At 65.4% G+C, this 21,214-nt stretch carries 18 protein-coding genes; 6 read left to right on the top strand and 12 right to left on the bottom strand.

Features of this window, described 5'->3' with window-relative positions:
- Positions 1–3: 3 nt before the first annotated feature.
- On the bottom strand, positions 4–1,506 hold the full coding sequence (locus AC3WN8_RS06105) for a S10 family peptidase (protein WP_492668508.1): 1,503 nt from the start codon (positions 1,504–1,506) through the stop codon (positions 4–6).
- Between the two features lie 145 nt (positions 1,507–1,651).
- On the opposite strand from AC3WN8_RS06105, the gene queF reads away from it, so the two are divergent.
- From queF to AC3WN8_RS06085, 4 genes are all read left to right on the top strand, one after another.
- Positions 1,652–2,098: a preQ(1) synthase gene (queF, locus tag AC3WN8_RS06100; protein ID WP_492668507.1), complete on the top strand. Its 447-nt coding sequence runs from the start codon at positions 1,652–1,654 to the stop codon at positions 2,096–2,098.
- A gap of 337 nt (positions 2,099–2,435) precedes the next feature.
- Positions 2,436–4,706, top strand: a complete 2,271-nt coding sequence (locus AC3WN8_RS06095; RefSeq protein WP_492668506.1) for a glycosyltransferase family 4 protein — start codon at positions 2,436–2,438, stop codon at positions 4,704–4,706.
- Positions 4,707–4,745: 39 nt separating this feature from the next.
- Positions 4,746–6,029 (top strand): glycoside hydrolase family 130 protein, encoded by a 1,284-nt coding sequence (locus AC3WN8_RS06090; RefSeq protein WP_492668505.1) that lies wholly within the window; start codon positions 4,746–4,748, stop codon positions 6,027–6,029.
- 91 nt (positions 6,030–6,120) lie between these two features.
- Complete coding sequence (locus AC3WN8_RS06085) at positions 6,121–6,522, top strand: acyl-CoA thioesterase (RefSeq protein WP_492668504.1); 402 nt, start codon at positions 6,121–6,123, stop codon at positions 6,520–6,522.
- A 243-nt stretch (positions 6,523–6,765) separates the two neighbouring features.
- Here AC3WN8_RS06085 and AC3WN8_RS06080 read toward each other — a convergent pair whose 3' ends face one another.
- The 7 genes from AC3WN8_RS06080 to hflK form a co-directional block, all read right to left on the bottom strand.
- Positions 6,766–7,653 (bottom strand): AraC family transcriptional regulator, encoded by an 888-nt coding sequence (locus AC3WN8_RS06080; RefSeq protein ID WP_492668503.1) that lies wholly within the window; start codon positions 7,651–7,653, stop codon positions 6,766–6,768.
- A gap of 303 nt (positions 7,654–7,956) precedes the next feature.
- A complete protein-coding gene (locus AC3WN8_RS06075; protein WP_492668502.1) occupies positions 7,957–9,924 on the bottom strand; it encodes an OPT family oligopeptide transporter in 1,968 nt (655 codons plus the stop codon).
- A 16-nt stretch (positions 9,925–9,940) separates the two neighbouring features.
- On the bottom strand, positions 9,941–10,591 hold the full coding sequence (locus AC3WN8_RS06070; protein ID WP_492668501.1) for a hypothetical protein: 651 nt from the start codon (positions 10,589–10,591) through the stop codon (positions 9,941–9,943).
- Between the two features lie 34 nt (positions 10,592–10,625).
- Complete coding sequence (locus tag AC3WN8_RS06065) at positions 10,626–12,245, bottom strand: helicase HerA-like domain-containing protein (RefSeq protein WP_492668500.1); 1,620 nt, start codon at positions 12,243–12,245, stop codon at positions 10,626–10,628.
- Between the two features lie 192 nt (positions 12,246–12,437).
- Positions 12,438–13,964: a Do family serine endopeptidase gene (locus tag AC3WN8_RS06060; protein ID WP_492668638.1), complete on the bottom strand. Its 1,527-nt coding sequence runs from the start codon at positions 13,962–13,964 to the stop codon at positions 12,438–12,440.
- 115 nt (positions 13,965–14,079) lie between these two features.
- Entirely contained in the window at positions 14,080–14,934 is an 855-nt protein-coding gene (gene hflC / locus AC3WN8_RS06055) for a protease modulator HflC (protein ID WP_492668499.1), read from the bottom strand.
- Positions 14,931–16,022, bottom strand: coding sequence for a protease modulator HflK (gene hflK, locus AC3WN8_RS06050; RefSeq protein WP_492668498.1), 1,092 nt, complete (start codon positions 16,020–16,022; stop codon positions 14,931–14,933). Before hflK ends, hflC begins: the two co-directional genes overlap by 4 nt.
- 70 nt (positions 16,023–16,092) lie before the next feature.
- Here hflK and AC3WN8_RS06045 point away from each other — a divergent pair, with 70 nt between their 5' ends.
- Complete coding sequence (locus AC3WN8_RS06045; protein ID WP_492668497.1) at positions 16,093–17,061, top strand: Mrp/NBP35 family ATP-binding protein; 969 nt, start codon at positions 16,093–16,095, stop codon at positions 17,059–17,061.
- A gap of 28 nt (positions 17,062–17,089) precedes the next feature.
- On the top strand, positions 17,090–17,518 hold the full coding sequence (locus tag AC3WN8_RS06040; RefSeq protein WP_492668496.1) for a CoA-binding protein: 429 nt from the start codon (positions 17,090–17,092) through the stop codon (positions 17,516–17,518).
- A gap of 2 nt (positions 17,519–17,520) precedes the next feature.
- Here AC3WN8_RS06040 and AC3WN8_RS06035 read toward each other — a convergent pair whose 3' ends face one another.
- The 4 genes from AC3WN8_RS06035 to ubiA all read right to left on the bottom strand — a co-directional run bounded on the left by AC3WN8_RS06035 (position 17,521) and on the right by ubiA (position 21,195).
- On the bottom strand, positions 17,521–17,817 hold the full coding sequence (locus tag AC3WN8_RS06035) for a Flp family type IVb pilin (protein WP_492668495.1): 297 nt from the start codon (positions 17,815–17,817) through the stop codon (positions 17,521–17,523).
- Between the two features lie 180 nt (positions 17,818–17,997).
- A complete protein-coding gene (locus AC3WN8_RS06030; RefSeq protein WP_492668494.1) occupies positions 17,998–18,777 on the bottom strand; it encodes a 3'(2'),5'-bisphosphate nucleotidase CysQ in 780 nt (259 codons plus the stop codon).
- Complete coding sequence (locus AC3WN8_RS06025) at positions 18,770–20,116, bottom strand: TldD/PmbA family protein (RefSeq protein ID WP_492668493.1); 1,347 nt, start codon at positions 20,114–20,116, stop codon at positions 18,770–18,772. Before AC3WN8_RS06025 ends, AC3WN8_RS06030 begins: the two co-directional genes overlap by 8 nt.
- A 164-nt stretch (positions 20,117–20,280) precedes the next feature.
- The gene (gene ubiA / locus AC3WN8_RS06020; protein WP_492668492.1) at positions 20,281–21,195 is read right to left on the bottom strand and encodes a 4-hydroxybenzoate octaprenyltransferase; all 915 of its coding nucleotides are present in this window, start codon (positions 21,193–21,195) and stop codon (positions 20,281–20,283) included.
- Between the last annotated feature and the right edge of the window lie 19 nt (positions 21,196–21,214).

The following is a 21,214-nucleotide window of genomic DNA, read 5'->3' as shown; positions in this document are numbered from 1 at the left end:
GTCCTATCTGCTCTTGATGAAGCCCCGGATATCGCGCGTCAGCTTGGCGCGGTCCTCGTCGCGGACGTACATCATGTGGCCGGCATCATAATAATGATACTGGATACGGTCCTTCATGAAGCCCGTGCGGCTCAGCGAATATTCGGCGGCGTAGAAGGGCGTCGCGAAATCATACCAGCCCTGCCCGACGAAGATGCGCAGCCCGCTGTTCTTGCGCAACGCGGTGCCAATATAGGGCGCGACATTGACATAGACGTCGTTGTCGCGGCCACCGCCCAGCCGCCAGTCCCAGGGCTGGACGCTGCCGATCGTCACATAGCGGCGGTCGGTCTGGAAATTGAGCGATTCGCGTACATAGCTGTTGATCGCCGCGGTATAGCCGCCGTCGATGCCGTAGAAGCTGGGGTCGTCGTCGGGCGCCTCGCCGGCATTGTCGAAATCCTTGCCGGTATAGCGGCTGTCGAGCCGCCCCACCGTCAGCCCCCGGTCGCGCAGCAATTCCTTGTAGAAGCGGCTGGGCTCGACGCGCAGGTCCGCCTGTTCGAGATAGGTTTCGGAAAGCCCGGTGAAGCGCGCCAGATCGCGGCGCACGGCGGCGCGCTCCTCGGCGGGCAGGGACACGCCCTTGAGCAGCGCGGCGATATAGGGGCCGGATGCCCAGCGGCGCGCTTCCTCCGCGAACTGCTCGGGCGTGCCGGCAAATTGCGTCTTGCCGTGGAACAAGGCCGTCACCGCCATCGAGGGCAGGTTGAGCATGAAGGTCAGCTCGTTGCCCGGCGTATCCGCCCCGGCCGCGAAATCGAGCACGGTGGAGATCAGGATCACGCCGTTGAGCGCGACGTCGTTATACTGGCCCTCGAGCTGGTTGAGCACGGCGGCGGAACGCGTCGTGCCATAGCTTTCGCCGCCCAGGAATTTGGGCGAATTCCAGCGGCCATTCTGGTTCAGCCAGATGCGGATGAATTCGGCCACCGATTGCGCATCCTTGGTGACGCCCCAGAATTCCTTGGGATCGGTCTTGCCCAGCGCATGGCTGAAACCGGTGCCGACGGGATCGATGAAGACGATATCGGTCACGTCGAGCAGGCTGTCCGGATTGTCGACCAGCGGATAGGGCGGCGCGCCGTCGTCGCGCGCGTCGGAGGGGATGGCGACGCGCTTCGGCCCGAACGCGCCCATGTGCAGCCACACCGATCCCGAACCCGGCCCGCCGTTGAACAGGAAGGTGACGGGGCGCGATGGATCGCGCGGCTCCTTCACATAGGAATAGGTCGTGATGCTGGCGCGCGGGGTGCCATCCTCCGCCTTCAGATAGGTTTCGCCCGCCGTCGCGACATAATTCATCTTCACGCCGCCAAAGGTGCCGCTGTGCCGCGTCACCGCCACCTGCGGCGCCGGAATGTCGGACGCGTCGGCCTTGGATTTCGGCGGATCGGCCTTGTCCTGCGCCATTGCAGGCAGGCTGAACGCGCTCGCCAGCGCAAGACCAAGAATCAGCTTTCTCATAAATCCACCCCCGTTCGGGCCGAGCCTGTCGAAGCCCTTGCCCCTCGTTCGTTTCAAGCGCCGGTAAAGAGCAAAACACAAGCGCTTCGACAAGCACGGCCCGAACGACTTGGGGTTTTGCGATCAAATGATTAGATACGCGCCCATGCAGACGACCCATCTCGGCCGGCAGACGCCGCTTCCCGCCTCTCCCGAACAGGCGATCCTCGACTATGTGCCGAACCCGCGCGCGGGCTCGCTCTATCTGGTCCGCTTCGCCGCGCCGGAATTCACCTCGCTGTGCCCGGTCACCGGCCAGCCCGATTTCGCGCATCTGGTGATCGATTACGCGCCGCAAGACACCATCGTCGAATCCAAGTCGCTCAAGCTGTTCCTGGGCAGCTTCCGCAACCATGCCGCCTTTCACGAGGATTGCACCGTCGGCATCGGCCAGCGGCTGTTCGACGAGATGAAGCCGCTCTGGCTGCGCATCGGCGGCTATTGGTATCCGCGCGGCGGCATCCCGATCGACGTCTTCTGGCAATCGGGCGAGCCGCCCAAGGGGCTGTGGCTGCCCGACCAGGATGTGCCGGGATACAGGGGCCGGGGTTAGGACCCTTTTGCTCCCCCGCAGACCGTCACCCCTTCGCCGTCATTGCGAGGAGCGTAGCGACGAAGCAATCCAATGTTGGACGCATCCCTGGATTGCTTCGCTACGCTCGCAATGACGATGGTGCGGATGGCAGCCCCGATCCATCCCTCCCGCTCACGAGTGCAACGCGCCTCCGCCATCAGATCGCGGATCCGCCACGCTTCAACGCCGTTTCGCTTCGATTCCACGATTCTTCTTGCTGCAATGCACAATTTACGCAACCATCCCATGCTGGAGTCGTTAGACTGGCTTGGGATTTCTATGCGCAGGTAATTGTTGCAGGAGCGAAAGAACGAGCATGTTCAAGATCGATAGCGCACGAAAAAGCACCGCACTCGGCCATATCGCGCTTATCGGAAATTCGCTTCCGCGCCGCTGCGGACTTGCCACTTTCACTTCCCACACGCTGCAGGCACTTGATGCCAGCTTTCCGGACCTGACCGTCGATCTTTATGCGATGGATGACGGCACCGGCATCGTCTATCCCGACAATATCGATACCATCGCGCAGGACGATCCGTCCGCCTACCGCGCGGCGGCGCGCCGGATCGAGGCGAGCGGTGCCGAGGCGATCTGGCTTCAGCACGAATATGGCATCTTCGGCGGCATCGCCGGCGACCATATATTGAAGCTGCTCGACCGCGTGTCCTTGCCGCTGCTCGTAACGCTTCACACTGTGCTCGAACATCCCGGCGCCGACGAGCGGCGCGTGCTGGAGGCACTGGCCCGACGCGCATCGAAACTGATCGTGATGGCCGAAAAGGGCCGCGCGCTGCTGCGGACGGTCTATGGCATCTCCGACCGGCAGATCGAGGTCATTCCGCACGGCGTCCCCGATCGGCCACTCGTCGCGCCCGATACGATGAAGTCACGCTTCGGCTTCGAGGGTCGCGATGTGATCCTGACCTTCGGCCTGCTCGCGCCCGACAAGGGCATCCAATATCTGATCGAGGCGATGCCGGCGATCGTGGCCAATCACCCGAGCGCGCTTTATGTCGTGCTGGGCGCGACCCACCCCAATATGGTCCGCCAGCAGGGCGAGGCCTATCGCGAACAGCTCCAGGCGCTGGCCGCGGAGCGTGGTCTGGCCGACCATGTCCGCTTCATCGACGCCTTTCTCGAGCAGGACGAACTGCTCGATTATCTCCAGGCCGCCGACATCTATGCGACACCCTATGTGAAGCGCGACCAGATCACGTCCGGCACGCTGTCCTATGCGGTGTCGGTCGGCAAGCCCGTGGTCTCGACCCCCTATATCCACGCCACCGAGATCCTCGCCGAGGACCACGGCATTCTCGTCGATTTCCGCGACAGCGCGGCGATGGCGCACGAGATATCCTGCCTGCTGGGCGATACCAGGGCACGCGATGCGCTCGCCGGCAGAGCCTATGCACGTGGCCGGACCATGTTGTGGAGCCGGGTCGCCGAGCGCGCGGTGACGCTGCTTTCGGAAATGAAGCGCAAAGCGCCGGTGCGTATCCCGGGCAAGGCGCCCGCACCCCAGTCGCTCAAACCCGACATGGCGGCCGTGATCCGCATGAGCGACGCCACCGGCATGCTCCAGCACGGCATCTATTCGGTGCCCGATCGTCGCCACGGCTATTGCATCGACGACAATGCCCGCGCGCTGATCCTGATGTCCCGGATCGACCAGATGGATGAGGCCGAACGCGAGCGCTGGACCAGCGTCTATGCCGCCTTCGTCCAGCATGCCTGGAATCCCGATCGCCAACGCTTCCGCAATTTCATGAACTTCGACCGCAGCTGGTGCGAGGAAGAGGGATCGGAAGACAGCAACGGCCGAACGCTCTGGGCGCTGGGCGTCACCGCGCGCGACGCACGCATGCAGAAATTCCGCCAATGGGCGGCGCCTTTGTTCGATCAGTCCGCCGGCATCGCCTTTTCGCTGGGCTCACCGCGAGCGCAGGCATTCGCGATGCTGGGTGCGGCCGCAATGATCGGCGCGCATCCCGGCCATGCGCTGTCCGTGCGCATCCTCGAGCAATTCGGCGATCAGTTGCTGACCCTGCTTGCCGAGGTGCGCCGGCCCGACTGGCCATGGTTCGAAGCCGTGCTCGCCTATGACAATGCCAGGCTGCCCGAAGCGCTGTTGCGCGCCGGCGCCGCATTGGGGCGACAGGATTATATCGATTGCGGCCTCGCCACGCTCGACTGGATCGTCGGGCAACAGACCGCGCCCGAGGGCCATTTCCGCGCGGTCGGCACCGAAAGCTTCGGCCGCGCCTTCGCGCCGCCCTTGCCCTTCGATCAGCAACCGCTCGAAGCGCAGGCGACGATCGATGCGTGCGAAGCAGCGCTGGCGGTTTCCCGCGACCCACGCTGGATCGAAGAGGCCAACCGCGCCTATCGCTGGTTCCTGGGAATCAACGATCTCGATATGCCGCTCGCGAGCCAGGGCGATGGCGGCTGCTATGACGGGTTGAGCCCGACCGGGCTCAACCGCAATCAGGGCGCCGAATCGATTCTGGCGCTGCAATTGGCATCCGCGACGATTTCGGGACTATCAATCGGCGCCGTGGGCGTGGCAGAGAAGCGCAGCGCGGCCTGATCCTGATCAAGGGGCGTAATCCCACCTCGGGGGAGGCAGATGCTCGACGTCTATAATCACGACCTGCGGCTCTATGCCGACCCCTCCCGCGTCGTGGTTCGCCCGTTCCATCTCGCCTGGCAGTCGAACGGTGCGGCGCCAGGCCGGGCGCAGAAGCTGATCCAGCTTGTCGTCGACATGGACATGGCGACCGCCCGTGACCAGCTCGAAGCGGTACTGCGCGATTTCGAGGCACGGCACTGGCAGACCCGTCGCGTGTTCATGACGCGCTACGAACAGCTGGAGGAACTGCTAGACCTGAAACTCGGCGATATCGGCGACGAGAAGCGACAGCTGATCGGCGCCTATTTCTGCCATGAATACAGCTATGCCGCCGCCGCGCTGATGAACCCCAGCGTGGTGCCGCATTTCGACCAGACCGGCATGCCGGCGGGGTCGCAGCGCATCCTGATGTCGCTGCGCGCAGTGGGCGAAGGGCATATCTCGTCGGTCGCCTTTCGCGAGGGCATCATCACCGACAAGGGTGAACTCAGGCTGGCGCCCGAACCGCCCTTCGCCACCGCGACCGATTCGCCCGACACCGACGGCGTCTACGAAGACGGTCCGGTCACGGTCTTCCGTCATCAGGACAGCACGCTCTCCGGCACGGTGATCTTCCCGATCACCCCGGCGCAGAAGAACGGGCTGGAGGATCTGCGGCTGGTCCATTTCACGCATGACGACGGATCGGTCGAATGGCTCGGCACCTATACCGCCTATTCGGGGCGCGAGATCCAGTCGGAGATGCTGCGCACGCGCGATTTCCGCTCGTTCGACCTCTGTCCGATCCGGGGCGCGGCCGCGCGCAACAAGGGCATGGCGCTGTTCCCCCGCAAGGTCGGTGGCCAATATATGATGATCGGCCGGCAGGACGGGCAGAACCTGTTCATCATCACCTCGGACGACCTGCTCCACTGGGAGGATGGCGATTTGCTGCTCGAGCCGCGCTATCCGTGGGAGCTGATCCAGATCGGCAATTGCGGACCGCCGATCGAGCTCGACGAAGGCTGGCTGCTGCTCACCCATGGCGTCGGCGCGATGCGCAAATATTCGATCGGCGCGGTGCTGCTCGACAAGGACGATCCCTCAAAGGTGCTGGCGCGCTCGCCCGAGCCGATCCTGTCGGCCGCCGACGAGGATCGCGAAGGCTATGTGCCCAATGTCGTCTATACCTGCGGGGCGATGCGGCACGGCGATCTGATCTTCATGCCCTATGGCGTGGCGGACAGTTCGGTAGCCTTCGCCTTCGTGCCGATCGCCAGGCTGCTCGAATTGATGGAATAAAACATCGCGCAAGCAATGCGACGGCGCCCGATAGCGAATCTTCTTCGCCCATAGGATTGTAGCGCGACCCTGCTTACACTAATGTAAGCCAATGACAGCACTTCCCCATGACCACGCGATCCGGATCTTGCCCGGCGACATCGACTTCATGGGTCATGTCAACAACGCCCATTATCTGACCTGGGTGCAGGAAGCGGTGACCGCGCACTGGCGCAAGCTGGCGCCGACCGAAGCGGTCGCGCGCCATCTCTGGGTCGCGCTCAAGCACGAGATCACCTATCGCAAGCCCGCCTTTCTCGACGATCAGGTGGTCGCCACCGTCATCCTCGAAAAGGTCCATGGCGCCCGCGCTTTCTACGAAACGCTGATCAAGCGCGGCGAGGAGGTGCTGGCCGAAGTGCGTTCGAGCTGGTGCTGCGTCGACGCGGAAACCCTCCGCCCTGCCCGCATCGCGAACGAAATCGCCGAACGCTTCTTCGGCAAGCCGGACTGATCGGCGACATGACCTCACCCCCGTCACCCTGAACTTGTTTCAGTGTCCATGCTCGGGCTTGGCGCCGCAGCGTGGGTTGAAACCTGGATACTGAAACAAGTTCAGCATGACGATACCCCTTACAGCACCGGTGCATCCACCGGCCTGGAGCCGCCATCGGCTTCCGCCACCGCGCCCTTCCCGATCCGTTCCGCCAGCGCCGCTTCACCGATCGCGACGATCTGAACGGGGGTGCCTGGCCCCCTATTTCAGCGGCAAAAACAGCTCCACCACCACGTCATGCACCGGCGCATTGGGGAAGAAGGTGAAGTGCCGCCGACAATAGATCGGGAAATCGCGCGCTTCCTCGCCGCTGGCGGGCAACCAGTCGCGATACAAATAGAGCGCGGCGGGCTCCAGATTATGCGTATTGTGGACGACGCGCAGCACCGCGCAGCGCCCGCCGGGGATGGTGCCGGGCTTCATGCCCTGGTCGTTGGGCGCCACCGGCTGGTCGGTCCCCACGCAGAGGTCCATCGCGTAATCGTCCGGGTTCTCGGGGATGCGTTCGGACCGGAAGATGTTGAAGGTCGGGCTGGTGTCGGGCGAAAGCCCCGCCGCCTTGCGCCAGGCGATGAAGCGCTGGATGGTATCGGGCAGGGTTTCGCGGTCGCCGCGATGTTCCAGCACCGCCACCTTGGTCGGCGCCATATCCCGGATCGTCACATCGTCCGGGGTGTAGATGATCTGCATCAGCTTGCTCCTGGCATTGTCGAGTGGCCCGAAGGCCGCAAGCCACGGCACCCAATCGGGTGATTTCCGGAACGACGATGGCGATTGCCCCAGCCTGCGGCGAAAGGCGCGGGCGAAGGCGTCGGGTGCGTCATAACCCGAATCCATCGCGATATCGGTGACGCTGCCGGCGTCGTCCGAAGTCAGCCGGTTCGAAGCGCGCTTCATGCGGGCAAGCTGGATATAGCGATGGACGGACAGTTCGAAGGTCGCCGCGAACTGCCGGTGGAAATGGAATTTCGAAAGCGCCGCGACCCCGCTCACCGTCTCCAGGTCCAGATCCTCGTCGAGATGTGCGTCGATATAATCGAGCACTCGCCGCATCCGTACATGGTAGTTTTCGAGCGCGTCCGCCTTCATCATCGTCCTCCGTGGCGGCCCCAGCTAGTCGCTCGGGTGGCTGGCGCGCTCGACCGATCTTGCGGTTTAGAGCGAGAACGGCAGACGGGGCCAAAAGCCGCTGCGCTCATGAATGGGAAGGTGACCCCGTGCAAAAAGGACCGATCCCAAAGCGTCACCCCAGCTCTTCGAAAGCAGCAACTTCCCTGTCGCTCCAGCGAAAGCTGGAGCCCATGCGGTGCGTCGAGCCGCACTGCGGTCCATAGATGGTATGGGCTCCAGCTTTCGCTGGAGCGACAGATAATGGACTACGCGTCCCCCCTTTCACATCCCCCGGCTCAGCACCTGCCGCCGGGTATAGCGATACAGCGCGGCCAGCAGCGCGATCACCAGCACCGGGCCCGCGATCAGCGCCACCGGGCCGAAGCCTTCGGGCGCGATCGCCATCGGCGCGTCGCTGTTGGTCGCATAGACGATCATGGCAAATCCCACGCCCCACAGGCTTTCGCCCACGATCAGGCCGGTCGCGGTCAGCACGCCCATGCGACGCGCGAATTCGGGGTCGGCCGTCCGGTCCGCCCAGCGGTCATAGACCATGCCGATCACCGATCCGAGCACCACCGGCAGCGTCACCGCCATCGGCAGATAGACGCCGATGCCGATCGCCAGTGGCGGCAGCCGCAGCTTGCCCGCCTTGCCCAGCAGTTCGTCGATAATGATCACACCCACGCCCACCAGCATGCCGAGCTGGATCATCGGCCAATTGACCCCACCGCCCAGCACGCCCTTCGCCAGCGCCGAGATCAACGCGGCCTGCGGCGCCGCCAGCGCATTGGGGCCGGCATTGGGAGCGCCGGAGAAGCCGAGCGTTTCGTTGAGCAGGTTGAGCACGGGCGGGATGATGATCGATCCGAAGATCACGCCGAAGACGAGCGCCACCTGCTGCTTCCAGGGTGTCGCGCCGACGAGTTGGCCGGTCTTGAGATCCTGGAGATTGTCGTTGGAGATGGTCGCGACGCCGAAGACGACGCCGGTGACGATCAGCGCATAGGCGATCAGCGCATCGGTCGAACCCGGATCGATATCGCGGCCGAACAGGCCGACGAGCAGCAGCGAGGCCGCCAGCACCGACAGGATGCCGATTCCCGAAACCGGGCTGTTCGATGCACCGATGAGCCCGGCCATATAGCCGCAGACCGCCGCGATCACGAGGCCGATGACCGCCACGAACAGCAGCGCGCCGCCCACCAGCAGCCATGCCGATCCCTCCAGCGGCCCGCCGGTGAGCGTCGACCAGAGCAGGATCGCAATCGGGATCATCGTGGCGAGCGCGCAGGCGACGACGATGCCGAAGGGAATGTCGCGCTCCTCGATCGGCAGCGCGTCGCCGCCGCGCGACACGCCCGACGCCGCCATCGCCGCACGGATGCCGCGCGTCACCGGCCCGGCGATGCGGATCAGGCTCCAGATCGCCGCCACGCCGATCACCCCGGCACCGAAGAAGCGCACATCGTTGCGGAAGATCGTGCCCGCCCAGACCTCGACTTCGCCCGGCATCGGGTTCTGCGCGGTCAGGATCGGCAGTAGGATCCACCAGCCGATGACGAGCCCGGTGAACATCGCCATGCCGACCGAAATGCCGACCAGATGGCCGGCGCCGAACAGCGCGAAGGACAATCCGCCCGAAATGCCCGTCGCACCGGCACCGGCGCGGAAGAACAGCGCCGCTTCCTCGACCACCAGCTTCGTCTTGGCAAACGCCGCGAAGCCGGCGGAGACCAGCGCATTGATGACGATGATCGCCAGCCCCTTGCCGCTCTCCGCAGCGCCGGCGCGCGATTCCGCGCCCACTTTCAGCACTTCGGCCGCCGCACGCCCTTCGGGGTAGGGCAAATTGCCGTCGACGACGAGCGCACGGCGCAGCGGCACGGAGAACATGACGCCCAATATCCCGCCCGTCGCGCAGATCGCGGCGGTCAGCAGATAAGGGAAACCGGTCCACCATCCGATCATGACGAGGCCTGGCAGCACGAAGATGATCGCCGCCAGCGTGCCGGCCGCCGACGCGACGGTCTGGACGATATTATTCTCGAGGATCGTCGAATCCTTGAAGTAACGCAGGATCGCCATCGAGATCACCGCAGCGGGGATCGACGTCGCGAAGGTCAGCCCGACCTTGAGCCCGAGATAGACATTGGCGGCGGTGAACAGCAGCGTGATCAGCCCGCCCAGCAGCACGCCGCGTATCGTGAGTTCGGCGATCGGGCGGGCCGGTGCGGTGGCTTGGGTCACGGACAATCCTTCACAATCATTCGTCGGCATCGTCCACCCGCTTGAAGCGGATCGCGATGTCATAGCGGTTGAGCACCAGGGTGGTGCCGTCGATACGGAGCGGTTCGCCGCTGAAATCGGCGCGGCCGAAATCATTGGCGTCGAACCGGAACAGGATGTGGTGCCCGCCGGGCGTCAGCCGGTGCGGCGGTTCGGCGATGCCGTAGACTGGCATGACGGGCACGACCGAGACGGGGGTTTCGCCGGTTTCCAGCGGCACCAGCCCATCCTTGCCGACCACGCGGACCCGGCGCCCGGCCACGCCCGCGAATTCGATCGCAACCTCGAGCGGATCACCCCAGTCGAAGCCGGGATCGGCCAGCGCGACCCGCAATTCGCCCGCTTGTGCGGGCTCGTCCTTCACCACCGCAAAGGCAGGGGGCTTCACCTTGGGCTCGGTGGTCAGGCGCACGGTGTCGCCCTCGGCGGTCCAGCGCCCCTCCGCACTCTCGCTGACGGCGCCATAGTCGAGCACGTAGCGAAAACGGCCATCGGGCGCGAGCAGCAGTGCCGCCCCCACCTCCATCTGATCGGCCTGATAGCCACCGGAAAGCGCGGCGCGATCCTGCGCCATGGCGGGCATGATGAACGCCGCCACCCCCATCAGCACGGCGAATGCCGTGCGCATCAACGGCCCCTCAGCATGGCGATAGCCATGCGCATCAACGGCCCTTGAAGAGGCCGCCGAGCAGACCGCGCAGCAACTGGCCGCCCAGCCGCCCGGCCACCTGGCGTCCGACCGATGTCGCCGCGGAGCGCGCCGCGGACTGGACCATCTTTTCCGCGAAGCTCGGCTTTGCGTCCTCGCGCGCCTGACGGGCCGCTTCGCGCTCGGCAACGATACGCGCGCGTTCCGTTTCCTTGGCCTGGCGCGCCGCTTCCCTTTCATCGGCGATGCGCTGCTTCTCGTCTTCCTTGGCCTGGACCGCGTCGAGCTTGGCCTGCTCGGCCGACGCCTTGGCCTCGGCGGCGGCGGCCTGCGCCTCGCTTGCCTTGGCCGAGAGCAGTTCCTCGGCGGATTCGCGATCGATCAGCGTGTCGTATTTCGCGCCGACCGCATCGGTTTCCTTGATCACGCCGCGTTCGACCGGCGTCACCGGTCCGACACGTGAGCAGACCGGCTTGATCAAGGTACGCTGCACCGGTGACGGCGAACCGTCCGCCTGGAGCAGCGACACCAGGGCCTCGCCAACCTTGAGCTCGGTGATCGCGGTCGCCACGTCGACGCCGGGATTGGCGCGGAAGGTTTCGGCGGCCGCGCGGATCGCCTTTTCGTCGCGCGGCGTGAAGGCGCGCAGCGCATGCTGGACACGGTTGCCGAGCTGACCCGCGACATCCTCCGGGATATCGATCGGATTCTGCGTGATGAAATAGACGCCGACACCCTTGGACCGGATCAGGCGGACGACCTGTTCGACCTTGTCGAGCAACGCCTTGGGCGCTTCGTCGAACAGCAGATGGGCCTCATCGAAGAAGAAGACGAGCTTGGGCTTGTCGGGGTCGCCGACTTCGGGAAGCGTCTCGAACAGTTCGGAAAGCAGCCAGAGCAGGAAGGTGGAATAGAGTTTGGGGCTCGCCATCAGCTTGTCGGCGGCCAGGATGTTGACGATCCCCCTGCCCTGATCGTCGAGCTTGAAGAAATCCTCGATCTCGAGCGCGGGTTCGCCGAAGAAATGGTCGCCGCCCTGGCTGCGGAGCTGAAGCAGCGAGCGCTGGATCGTGCCGACGGTCGCCTTGGAGACATTGCCATAAGTGACCGTCAGTTCGTCGGCCCGGCCCGCGCAATGGCTGAGCATCGCCTGCAGGTCGTCGAGGTCGAGCAGCAACAGCCCTTCCTTGTCGGCGACGTGGAAGGCGATGGTGAGCACCCCTTCCTGGACCTCGTTCAGATCGAGCAGGCGGCTGAGCAGCAGCGGCCCCATCTCGGAAATGGTGGTGCGGATGGGATGGCCCTGTTCGCCGAACAGATCCCAGAACTGGACGGGATTGTCCTTATAGGCCCAGTCGGTTTCGCCGATCTCGGCGGCGCGCGCGGCAAAGGCGTCATGGACCTTGGCGGTGGGCGATCCCGCCATCGCCATGCCCGACAGGTCGCCCTTCACATCGGCCAGGAAAGTGGGGACGCCGGCGCGCGAGAATCCCTCGGCAATGCCCTGGAGCGTAACGGTTTTGCCGGTGCCCGTGGCGCCCGCGATCAGGCCATGGCGATTTGCACGTTTGAAATTGAGGATCTGCCGCTCGCCGCCACCGGTTCCGATGAAAAGGCCGGTCTCGTCAGTCATATGCAGTCCTCCACTCGTTGGATCTGCTTTAACGCATTGCACGGAAAAGTGGGAACCGGTTTTCTGCGGCGTCCACCTGCATCGGCGCCCCTACCACCGCCCCGACACATGACAGGCCGCGCGATCCGGGGATCGCGCGGCCTGTCATGTGTCGGGGAAGCGCCCTCTCCCTGACGGGAAAGGGCGTTCGGATCATTTCCGCTTGGTCGTCTTCACGCCGACATAGCGTGCCGGGGCGTTGCCGCGCTGGACGAGCAGCAACACCGGACGGTTGGCCGCGACCGACGCCTTCACCGCATTGGCGAGGTCGGTCGGCTGCACCACCGGGCGCTGGTTGGCGGTCACGATGATATCGCCGCGCTGGATGCCCGATGCGGCAGCGTCGCTGGCCGGATCGACCGCACCGACGACAAGCCCGCGCACGTCCTGCGACAGGCCGAGCTGGCGGGTGATCTGCGGCGTCAGCGTCTGCACCGCCAGACCGATCGAATCGCGCGTCGCCTGTTCGTCGGACTGGGTGTCCGGCGTCGGCGCGGCGTCCTCGCCATCGCCGTTGAACGCGGCAAGCTGCTCTTCGGGCGGACGGGTGCCGACCGTGGCGTTGACCGTCATCCGCTTCTCGTTGCGCACCAGTTCGATCGGCACGCGCGTGCCGGGCTTCAGGTTCGAAACGAGATAGGACAATGTGCTGTCGGGCGAAACGGGGGTGCCGTTCACCTTGGTGATCACGTCACCCTGCTGGATGCCCGCCTTGGCCGCGCCCTCGCCGGGCTCGACGCGCGCGATCAGCTCGCCCGTGTTCTTGGGCAAGCCGAGCGATGCCGCGATCGACTCGTCGAGCGGCTGGAGCGCGACGCCCAGATAGCCGCGCTGCACCTTCGCGCCCGAACGCAGCGTGTCGATGATCGGCTTGGCCTGTTCCGCCGGAATGGCGAAACCGATGCCGACATTGCCGCCGGTCGGCGAGAAGATCGCCGAATTGATGCCGATGACATTGCCGTTGAGGTCGAACATCGGGCCGCCCGAATTGCCCATGTTGATCGATGCGTCGGTCTGGATGTAGCGATCGAACGCGCCGCCCTGGCCGGTGTTGCGGTGGAGCGCGGAAACGATGCCCGCGGTCACGGTCCCGCCCAGGCCGAAGGGATTGCCGATCGCGACCACCCAGTCGCCGACGCGCGCGGTGGTCGAATCGCCGAACTTCACGAAGGGCAGGTTGCTCGCCTCGATCTTGAGCAGCGCCAGATCCGACGCTGCATCGCGGCCGATCAGCTTGGCCGAATATTCCTTGCGGTCGGGCAAGGTGACGGTGATCGAATCGACCACCGCGCTGCGGTTGCCCGGCGCCACGACATGGTTGTTGGTGACGATATAGCCGTCCGCCGAGATGATGAAGCCCGAGCCGAGCGACTGCGCCTCACGCGTGATCGGGCGGCCGCCCTGCTGGCCGCCGAACTGGCCGAACAGATCGCCGAAGGGCGTGCCGGCGAACGGATTCTGCTGCTGCTGGACCTGGACGGTCTGCTTGGTCGAGATGTTGACCACGGCGGGCGCCAGCCGTTCGGTGAGCGCGGCGAAGCTCATCGGCGCGCCGCGCGGCGCAGCGGCGGCCATCGACCGATCGTCATTCTGCGCGGTCTGCGCGCCGACATTGGTGCCGATGGTGATGGCGGCTCCACCCAGGAGCAGAGCGGTGGTGATGGCGTAAGCGTAGCGCACGGTCATATTCCTTCCAACTTCCTTCACTTGCCCGTCATGCGGGCCTGCGGTTTGCCGTCAGGCTGCTCCACGACGGCTTAACGCAGTTTGAATGGTCCCGGGTCCAAATCCCGGCTCAGCGAGTGCCACGAAACTCGCGCAGATAGCTGTTGTCCGGCGAGAGGATGATCGACGAACCGCCTTTGCCCTCTCCGGGGATGAAGGTCTGCTCATAGGACTGCATCGCGCGATAGAAATCGTAGAAGCCCGCATCCTTGTTGAACGCCTCCGCATAAGCCTTGGCCGCATCGGCATCGGCCTGGGCGCGAACGAACTGCGCCTGTTTCAGCCCCTGAGCCTCGATCGTGCGCGCTTCCTGAACACGCGCGGTGCGCATCCGCTCCAGCGCGCTGTCGAGCGGCGCGCCTTCGGGCAGGTCGGCGCGCTTGATGCGGACATCGACGATCTCGGCGCCATATTGGCGGGCGGTGCGGTTGAGCCCCGCCTGGATATTGTCCATCACCTGGCCCCGCTCGGCGCTGAGCAGCGCCGCGAACGGCCGCTTGCCGAGCTCGTTGCGAAGCGCCGAACCGAGGATCGGCCGCAGCGCCGCCGCGACATTCTCGGTATTCTTCGCGGTGATCACCATGCGCAGCGGATCGACGACGCGGAAACGCGCAAAGGCGTCCACCTGAAGCCGGAGCTGGTCGGTCGAGAGCACCTGTTGCTGATCCATGGTGATCGACAGGATACGCTTGTCGATCCAGGTGATGTCGTCGACGAACGGCAGTTTGGCGATCAGGCCGGCGCCATCGCCGCCGAAGCTCTGCTTCGGATTATATTGGTTGATGATCGCGACAGGCTGACCGAAGCGGAGCACCACGCCCTGCTTGGTTTCCGGCACCACCACCAGAGTGGACGCAAGGACGAGCAGCAGCGCGATCGCGATCAGCGCCGCGGCGATGGGATGACGGCCGATACGATCGATCATTGTGCCGCTCCTTCCGCCGGACGGCGCTGAAGCTGGGGCAGCGGCAGATAGGGTGTCACGCCCGGCGCCTCGACGATCGTCTTGTCCACTTTCGAAAGCACCCGTTCCATCGTTTCGTAATACATGCGTCGCCGCGTCACTTCGGGCGCGAGCCGATACTGTTCATAGACCTTGTTGAACGACTCGGCCTCACCCTGCGCGCGTGCGACCACCTGCTGCGCATAGGTGCGCGCCTCGTTCAGGTTGGACTGGACGCGCTGCTGCGCGGCGGTCACTTCCTTGAACGCGTCGTTGACCAGACTCGGCGGATCGGCCTGATTGATCGAGACGCCCTGGATCTGCACGCCCGCCTTATAATCGTCGAGGATCGACTGCATCGTCTCGCTGACGCGCTGTTCCACCTCGTTGCGGCCGGGGCCGATCGCCTGGATCAGCGTAAAATTGGCGAGCACCGCGCGCATCGCGCTTTCGGCGACCTCGCCGATGGTCTGCTCGGGATCGGCGAGCTGGAACAGATATTGTTCCGCCGCGCCCGGCTTGACGCTCCAGCGCACGGTATAGGCGAGGTCGACGAGATTCTGATCGCCGGTCAGCACCAGATTGTCGTCACCGCCGGGCTGGCCGATCGGAATGGTGCGGATCGCCTGGATATCGATCTTCTGCACGCGCTCGATCGGCGCGGGCAGCGAAAAGCTGACGCCCGGCCCCAGCGTGCGCGAATATTTGCCGAGCGTGGTGATGACGCCCGCCTGTTCGGGGCCGATCCGATGGATCGAGGTCATGGCAAGCCACAGGCACAGAAAGGCCAGCCCGACATAGGGCCAGATGACGACCCCGCCAGGGCGCGGAAAGCCGCCGCCCGGGCCGCCAAACAGCTCGCGGAGCTTGGCGAGGATCTGATCGACCGCCGAGGGGCCAGGCCGGCCGCCGCGTCCGCGAGAGCCATCGCCCGGTGGACGGCTCCACGGGCTCGGTCGGCCGCCGCCGCCCGAACCTTCGCCATCGCCACCGCCTCGGCCGCCCCATGGGCCGCCATTTTCGCTCAGCACGGCGCCAATGGACGCCAACCACCCCGATCTCTTGTTCATGACCGCCATTATAGGAAGCGCTTTCGGGAAAAACAGTGGCATTGGCCGAAACTCTGCCTATCTGGCGCGCATGACCGATCAAGATCGCCTGCTCGCCGCTATTGCTCCCATCGCCGAAGGCCGTGCCGCCGGGATTCGCCTGGCCGACGGACGCGCCAGCCTGATCCTCGACGTGACGGGGCTTTCGGGCGACCAACGGCTGAAGATGGAAGGTGCGATCAAGGCCGCGCTGCTGGCGGAAGATGGCGTTTCCGAAGTCCGCGTCGCCATGACCAGCGAGAAAAAGGGACGCCGCCTGATCGCGGTGGGCAGCGGCAAGGGCGGCGTCGGCAAATCGACCGTCGCCGCGAATCTGGCGCTGGCGCTCAAGGCGCTCGGCTTCAGGGTCGGCCTGGTCGACGCCGATATCTACGGTCCGTCGCAGCCCCGGCTGCTCGGCACCGAGGGCCGCCGCCCGCAGGCCGAGGACAAGAAACTGATTCCCATCGACAGCCCCTATGGCATTCCGATGCTGTCGATGGGCCATCTCGCCAAGCCGGGCCAGGCGATCGCATGGCGCGGACCGATGGCGGGCAATGCGCTGGGCCAGATCATCGATGCCGACTGGGGCGATGTCGAGCTGCTGATCGCCGACCTGCCGCCCGGGACCGGCGATATCCAGCTTTCGATGATCCAGAAGCAGAAGCCGGCGGGCGCGGTGATCGTCTCGACGCCGCAGGACCTGGCGTTGATGGACGCGACCCGCGCGATCGACCTGTTCGCCCAGTCCGGTGTGCCGATCATCGGCCTGATCGAGAATATGGCGGGTTATGAATGCCCGCATTGCGGCGAAGTCTCCGATCCGTTCGGCACCGGCGGGGTTCAGGCCGCGGCAAATGTGATGGGCCATGATTTCCTCGGCCGTATCCCGCTGACGCTGGGCATCCGGACCGCATCCGACGCGGGCGAACCGCCGGCCGCGGGCAATGGGCCCGACGCAACCGCCTTCCATGCGATTGCCGCGCGGATCGCCGAATGGTTGAACCAGCCGGCGGGATGATTCGTTGGTCTTGTTTAAGGATGACCCGATGCCCCTGACCCGAGACGAAGATATCGCCGCACTGCTTGCGGAAACGCGCACCATCGCTCTGGTCGGCGCATCGGACCGTCCCGACCGGCCGAGCTACCGGGTCATGCACTTCCTGCAGAATCACGGCTATCGCGTGATCCCGGTCAATCCGCAGATCACCGGCGAGCATGTCCATGGCGAATATGTCTGGCGCGAACTCGCCCAGATCGGCGAGCCGATCGACATGGTCGACATCTTCCGCCGCCCCGAGGCCGCCGGCGATGCGGTCGATCGGGCGATCGCCGCCGGCGTCAAAGCGGTCTGGATGCAATTGGGCGTGATCAACGAAGACGCCGCCGCGCGCGCCGAAGCGGCGGGGCTCAAGGTGGTGATGGACCGTTGCCCGGCGATCGACATCCCGAGATTGGGATTGCCGAAGATCGGCTGACCCTATCCGGCGCCGCGCATGGCGTTGGTCAAAAAGTTCAGCGTGCCGGTCAATGACAGGCCGAGATTCACGAACGCGATGATGCAGGCCAGCGAGATCAGCGAGGCGATCAGCGCATATTCGATCGCAGTCGCGCCGCGCGTTTCGGTCAACAATCTGCGCAGTGTCAGCATGGCAGCCCCCCCTGGTTTCGATGCAATGCTTCGACGGCGCCGGGTTGAGGCATCGTTAAGACCGCTCAGGAGATCGATCCGAAATGGAAGCGATCGGATCTTCCAACCGGATCGCGCTTCGTTCATCGAGAGATCGCAGCCTCAACGGTGCCCCCACAATGTCATCCCCGCGAAAGCGGGGATCCAACTTCTTCTTCTTTTTCTGAGACTTCACGGAATAGCGGGATCCCCGCTTTCGCGAGGATGACAGGTAGAGCGTGACTTATGCAAACGTCCCGCTGGCATGACCTATGAGGTCGATATCCGCTAGCGGATGATGCCCTTTTCCGCCCGTTCGTGCAGCCGCTCGACCGCATCGGCATGGATGCCTGGCGCGCAGGCGATCACGCCGAACGCTTCGCCCTTTGTGCTGTTGAAACGCAGCGCGCCGCCGAACGCATCGGTGACGCAGGCGCCGGCCTCCTTGGCGATCAGGACCGCGGCGGCGATGTCCCATTCATTGCCCCAGCGCAACGTCGCGACCAGATCGGCTTCGTCGGCGGCGACCATGGCGATGCGCAACGCGATCGAATTGGGTTTGAACACCGCGGTCAGGTCGCTGTCGACCCGGGGCAGCGCATCGGTCGGCACGCGCGCGCCGGCAAATATTTCGCGGCGGCTGGCGGAAAGCGCGACGCCGTTGCGCCATGACCCCTGTCCCGCCACGGCACGCCATTGTTCGCCGCGCGCCGGCGCATCGAGCACGCCAAGCATCACCGTTCCGCCTTCAACCAGGGCGACGCTCACCGCCCAGCCTGGCCGGCCGCGCATATAATCGCGCGTACCGTCGATGGGATCGACCACCCAGACACGCGGGACCAGCAGCCGTTCGGCGCTGTCCACCGTTTCCTCCGACAGCCAACCCGCCTCGGGGTCGAGCGCGTAAAGCCGTTCGCGCAGCATGTCGTTGACGGCATGGTCGATCTCGCACACCGGATTGCCCGGCGCCTTTTCCCATCTCTTATAGTCGCTCTCGCAGCGCGAGAGCGCCATCGCCCCCGCCTCTGCCGCAATGGCGGCGACCCGGTCGATCAGCGCCTCAGGCACCGGCCACCGTCATGCCCTCGATGCGCAGCGTCGGGGCGTTGACCGCATGGCGGAATTCGAGATCGTCGGCAGGGACGAGCATGCGGAACATGTCCTTGAGGTTGCCCGCCACCGTCATCTCGGCGATCGGGCCCGTGATCTGCCCATTTTCGATCAGATAGCCCGATGCGCCGCGGCTATAGTCGCCGGTCACGCCATTCACGCCCATGCCGATCAATTCGGTGACATAGACGCCTTCGACGATATCGGCGATCAGCTCGGCCGGGCTGACCTTGCCCGCTGCCATATGGAGATTGGTGCTGCCCGCACCCGGCGGGCCGCCAATGCCGCGCACGGCATGGCCGGTGGGCGCCATGCCGAGCTGCCGTGCGGCCGCGGCGGTCAGCAGCCAGCCGGTCAGCACGCCATTATCGATGATCGTCGTCGGCCCCGTCGCCAGCCCCTCTCCGTCGAAAGGCCGCGAGCGCAGGCCACGCGGGCGCAACGGATCGTCGATGATGGTGACATCCGGTCCAAAGACGGCCTGGCCGAGCGAATCGAGCAGGAAGCTGGTCTTGCGCGCGATCGCGGCACCGTTGATCGCGCCCATCAGATGGCCGATCAGCCCCGGCGAGACGCGCGGATCGTAGACCACCGGCATCGCGCCGCTGCGCGGACGCGCCGGATCGAGCCGGGCCACGGCGCGTTCGCCCGCGCGGCGGCCGACCGCGACGGGATCGTCGAGATCGCCGATATAACGTGCCGAATGATGCGCATAATCGCGCTGCATGCCAGCCCCCGTGCCCGCAAGCACGCTCGCGGAAACCCCGTGGCTACTGCCGATATAGCCCCGCGCGAATCCCGCCGAGGTGGCAAGTGCGACGATCGAACGGCTGGCGCCCGCGCCGGCGCCTTCGCTGTTGGTGACGCCCGCCACCGCGCGCGCCGCCTCTTCCGCTTCCAGCGCGCGCGCCTTGAGCGCGGCGGGCTCGGCCGCGCCGCCATCGTCGATATCGAGCGTCGGCGGATCGCCGCGCATCACCCGATCCTCCGGCGCAAGGCCGGCCCAGGGATCTTCCGGCGCCTCGCGCGCCATCGCGACGACGCGCTCGACCAATGCAGCGAATGCCTCGGCCGACAAATCCGACGTTGAAGCGCTGGCCGACCGGCTACCGACAAAGGCGCGAAGCCCGATCTCTTCCCCTTCCGAACGCTCGACATCCTCGAGCGCGCCCAGCCGCACCTGGACCTGGGTGGACGCGCCCCCGACATACAGGGCGTCGGCGGCATCGGCGCCGGCCTTGCGGGCAAGCGCCACGAGATCGGCAGTGCGGGATTCGGCTTGGGATACGCTCAGCATGGTTCGCACCTAGAGCCTGATCGTTTGAGGTGGAAGCACTTCATGCTTCCACCGAGAACGTGAATCGGGCTCCCGCACATGGTTGAGACCTTCATCACTTCAGGCTGGATCAGCCTGAAGTGATGAAGGTCGAAGCGTTAGGAGGCGCCGCTTCCACCCCTCAATCAACCGGCCGTGCCCACCGCCGCGCAGGCAAGGAACATCAGAAAACCGGCAAAGCGGTTCGCACGGAACTTGACGAGGCCGTCTATGCCATCATCGGGATCGAGTGCGGCGACCTGCCAGATGAGATGCCCCGCCATCGGCAGCAGGGCGATCAGCGCGATCCAGTCCGGCCTGACCAGCCAGATCGCGACTGCCCAGAAGGCCAGCGCGGCCACGTAGAAACCGAGCACACCGGCGCGCACATGATTGCCCATGCGCCGCGCCGAAGACCGGATGCCGATCAGCGCGTCATCCTCCCGATCCTGCAGCGCATAGAGCGTATCATAACCGACCACCCAGCAGATCGAGCCCGCATAGAGCAGCAACATCGGCAGTTCGACCGCACCACGCACCGCCGCCCAGCCGACCAGCGCGCCCCAGGAAAAGACAAGGCCGAGCCAGGCCTGGGGCCACCAGGTGATCCGTTTCATGAAGGGATAGGCGGCGACCGGCGCCAAGCTGCCCAGCGCGATGACCTGTGCGACGCGATCGAGCCGCAGCAGCACGATCAGCCCGATCAGGCATAGCAGCAGCAACCAGATCCAGGCTGCCTTGACCGACACCGCGCCGCTCGCAAGCGGCCGGCTGCGCGTCCGCGCGACGCTTCGGTCGAGATCGCGGTCGACGATGTCGTTATAGACGCATCCGGCCCCGCGCATCGCAACGGCGCCGAGCAGCAGCCAGAACACCAGGCTCCACTGCGTCCGCAATCCGCCGGCAAGCGCCACGCCCCATGCGCACGGCCAGAACAGCAGCCACCAACCGATCGGCCGATCGAACCGCGCGAGCAGGGCGAAGCCGCGCAGTTTCGCCGGCAACGCACGCATCAGCGCGCCATATTGGGTATCGGGGACAATCTCTGAATCGCTGCTCATCACCCCTATGTACCCGGCG

The organism is Sphingobium sp. FW305-3-2-15-F-TSA7 (genome assembly GCF_058787155.1).
This window is presented reverse-complemented; position numbering and strand designations above follow the sequence as displayed.